At 67.4% G+C, this 2568-nt stretch carries 1 protein-coding gene; it reads left to right on the forward strand.

Annotated elements, in window-relative coordinates:
• Positions 1-2568: amino acid adenylation domain-containing protein (locus tag EB084_23480; protein ID NDD31223.1), on the forward strand; the 2568-nt coding region annotated here is incomplete at both ends.

Here is a 2568-nt window from a genome sequence, read left to right on the forward strand (position 1 = left end):
GCTCTTCTCGTTCACCCTGCTCACCTGGGGAGACCAGCACGGCTTCTTCTTCGTGGGGCACCACGCGATATGCGACGGCACCACCTGTGATCTGCTCTTCACCGAGATCGCGCGCCAGTACGATGCGCGCCGCGGCGGGGGGGAGCCAGCCCCGGCGAGCTTTGGAAGCTATCGCAGCTTCATCGAGGCCGAGCAGGCCTACCTGACCTCCGAGGAGTGCGCTCGCGACCGGGACTTCTGGACCGCGCAGCTGACGCCTCTGCCCGAATCGCCTCTGCCCGCGGCGGACAGATCGAGCACAGGAGATCCTACCGCGCACAGCGTCACGCTCGGCCTCCCCTATGCTCCCATCCGCGCCCTGGTGGCCTGCACGCGCAGGGCCACTCCCTATCTCGTCGTGAAGGCAGCCCTCTCCCTGGTGCTCCACCGGATCACAGAGCGGCCGCGCATCGCCATGGGATTCGTCGGGCACGGCCGCCGAACGCCGGCGCTGCGCCGCAGCGGCGGCATGATGGTGGGCACCTACGCCACCGCCTCCGACCTCGAGCCCCACCTCGGCTTCGCCGACGTGGTGCAGGGCGTCGCAGAGCGCGTGCGCACCGCGATCTCCTCACACGGGGACTACCCCTTCGATCGCCTGGTGCGCGAGATCAACGCCAGTGGCAGCCTGTTCGACGTCTCCATCGTCGGCCACGCAGAGAAGCGCAAGACCGCCTATCGTCGACGTTTCTACCCACCCGGCGTGCAGAGCGAAGCCCTCGTTGTGCACGTCAACATCGACCAGGCGCACCCGACGGACACCCTCGACATCAAGGTCATCTGGAGAGCCGATCTCCTCAGCGTCGAAGAGATCGCACGCATCCACGAGACACTGGTGCTCTTCCTCGAGCACGCCGCGATGAACCCCAACGCGCCGGTGGGCGCGTACCCCCTGCTCTCGTCGCAGGAACGCGAGCGCGTACTGCAGTGGGGGCTCAGCGCAACGACCGCCGTAGCAGAAACCCCACCAGTCTCGCTCCCCCTGCTGCACGCCGCCTTCGAGCATCACGCCGACGCCACCCCACACGCCATCGCGCTGATCTGTGGCGACACGCATCTCACCTATGTCGAGCTCGAGCGTCGTGCCAACCGCGTGGCCCACGCATTGCTGCGCACCGGTCTCGCACCCGAGGAACGGGTGGCCATCTGCCTGCCCCGCGGCGTCGAGGCAATCGTCGCCGAGCTTGGCGTGCTCAAGGCGGGCGGCGCATTCGTGCCGCTCAACCCCGAGCACCCTGGGCAACGACGTGAAGCACAGATGCGGCTTGCTGGCGCGAGCGCTCTCATCGACATACCATTCGTCGAACGCCTGCGTGCCACACTGCCATCGACACGGCCACACGTGGTGACGCATCCGCTGCAGACCGCATACGTCATCTTCACCTCCGGATCGACGGGCGAGCCCAAGGGAGCCAGCATCAGCCACGGCGCTGTCTGCAACACCATCGCAGGCGAGCGACAGCTGAGAGACCTGCATGCTGAGCATTGCGTGCTGCAGGTTGCGGCGCTGACCTTCGACGCGGCCGTCTGGGAAGTGTTTGGCGCCCTCTCCGCCGGAGCGCGAATCGTCGTCTCAGAAACGGAAGGCGCCGAGGCGGTATCGCTTCTTGGCCGCCGCCTGCAAGAGAATGACGTCACCCATCTCACGCTCACCCCTACGCTCCTTGCCGCGCTCGACATCACCGACACCGTTGCACTGGAGTGCGTCGATGCAGCGGGTGAGGCCGCCCCCACTGGCCTGTTGCAGAGGCACGCGCGGCACACTCGAATCATCAACGCCTATGGGCCTACAGAGACCGCCATCTGCGCCGCAGCCTTCGATTGCAGCGACATCACAGAGGAGCGCGCTCCCATCGGACGCCCCCTGCCAGGGGTGCGGCTGTACGTGCTCGACGCCCAGCTCGAGCCCCTGCCGCTCGGCGTTCCAGGGCGGCTCTACATCGGCGGCGCAGGTGTGGGACGAGGCTACGTATCCCGCCCCGGCCTGACCGCCGAACGCTTCCTCCCAGACCCCTTCAGCGCACAGGCCGGCGCTCGCATGTATGACAGCGGCGACCGATGCCGATGGGTGATGACCTCGGCCGTTCCGGAAGCTTCCTGGGTGCTCGAGTTCCTCGGTCGCGTCGACGACCAGGTGAAGCTGCGCGGGTTCCGCATCGAGCCCGGCGAAGTCGAGGCTGCGTTGAGCCGGCACGAGGCCGTGCGCAACGCCGCCGTGGACGTGCGCGAAGGGCGACTTGTCGCGTGGCTCGAGCTGTCGCCGCAGGCCGTCGGCAGCGAAGGCTTCGAGGCTGCCATGAGGCACTGGCTGAATGAACGCCTGCCCGACTACATGGTTCCCACCGCCTGGGTCATGCTCGAGCGGCTCCCCCTCAACGCCAGCGGCAAAGTCAATCGTCGTGCCCTGCCCGCGCCCCTGCGTGGCGCGGAGCGCATCACAGAGCCGCGCACCCCCGTCGAGGAGATGATCGCCGCCATCATCGCCGACGTTCTCGGCATCGACAAGGTCGGCATCGACGAGAGCTTCTT

This window comes from Pseudomonadota bacterium (assembly GCA_010028905.1).
Classification (GTDB): Bacteria; Vulcanimicrobiota; Xenobia; order RGZZ01; family RGZZ01; genus RGZZ01.